Source organism: Lentisphaera araneosa HTCC2155, assembly GCF_000170755.1.
Classification (GTDB): Bacteria; Verrucomicrobiota; Lentisphaeria; order Lentisphaerales; family Lentisphaeraceae; genus Lentisphaera; species Lentisphaera araneosa.
The window spans coordinates 1-1,286 of the sequence record NZ_ABCK01000076.1 but is presented as its reverse complement, the minus strand read 5'-3'; the positions used below and the strand labels follow the sequence as shown (position 1 = coordinate 1,286).

Here is a 1,286-nt window from a genome sequence, read left to right as displayed (position 1 = left end):
GGAGGGATTCATTATCAAAAACCTATTTTTAATCATTGTTATTGCTGCCATCGCTTATGGCGTGAACCAGCAAAAGAGTTCACCCACTAAGAGTACCTCGAGCTCTCAATCGACATCATCGAGCCGTTCTTCCAATAGTGATCAAACACTTCAGAATGCCTTTAGAAATAAGCAGAGTGATTTACAGGTCACGGGATCAGGCTCAGTAATCAAAATTCTACCTGATGATACCAAGGGCAGCAAACATCAGAAGTTCATACTCAAGCTAAGCACGGGTCAGACTGTACTCATAGCGCACAACATCGACCTCGCACCAAGAATCAATAGTCTTCGCCAAGGTGATACCGTAAGCTTCAACGGTGAGTACGAATGGAACTCCAAAGGCGGAGTGATTCACTGGACCCACCACGACCCCGGCCACCGTCACGAAGACGGCTGGCTCAAGCACAATGGAAAGGTTTATAAATAAGCTTAAATCGGTTACCAGCGTTCAAGCCCTAGAGAGGTACTTGAATCAAGTAAGGGCTGCCTACAAGGAATATGATGGGAGAAATACATTTATGAGGCATCTAATGATAAAGACAATATTAATACTGATGGCTTTTAGCTTCTTTTCTTGCCTATCGATCCCTAACACTAGAACTTATGAACTCTATCAGAAGGATGGCTATATATGTATCAATATTCAAGCTGTACCTGATCCGGAGTATGATTCAATTCATAGTCTCTACATAGAGTGCTTTGTACATCATTCCGGGAATAAATACCTCGAAGAGTTTAGCCTTGATGAACTTCTTGATAAAACAGGATTAAACGAGCAAGAAAGGCTTCAGCTTCTTTGGGATAGCCTTGGCAACAGGACTCATCTGCGATTAATTAAAATTGAATGTTTAGATGACTTATACCCTAAAGGCTGGAGCCTAAGGATGCACGGGTCTATTCTACCACATGAGGAAGGTCAATACGATGAGGACTTCCTAACAAATACTTACCCTCAGAACTCTCCTCCCTTTGAAAACGATATCCACCTCAGCTTTATTGAAACAGACAAAGGCATAGAGCTCATCATTGATAATCAATCAGATCAAAGCTTCTCATTCATCAAAGATGAAGTTTTTTATAGTGGCGCAACCTTTCTTAAAACGAGTAAGCATGATGCAGCTTATTATAATTTGGTAAATCCCTTGGGTCATGTCCTCAGGGTATATCCAGAGGATTCCAAAATAGATGTGGGCCCAGGTAACAAAGAGCAATTAGTCTTTTTTAGCAAAGAAATCCTCCTGAAA

Annotated in this window: 2 protein-coding genes; both read left to right on the top strand. The window is 41.4% G+C overall.

Annotated elements, in window-relative coordinates; all coding sequences use genetic code 11:
- The first annotated feature begins 10 nt into the window (after window positions 1-10).
- Window positions 11-469, top strand: a complete 459-nt coding sequence (locus tag LNTAR_RS24675; RefSeq protein WP_052607369.1) for a DUF3465 domain-containing protein — start codon at window positions 11-13, stop codon at window positions 467-469.
- 103 nt (window positions 470-572) lie between these two features.
- A partial coding sequence (locus LNTAR_RS24670) for a hypothetical protein (RefSeq protein ID WP_040915824.1) occupies window positions 573-1,286 on the top strand: 714 nt, incomplete at its 3' end.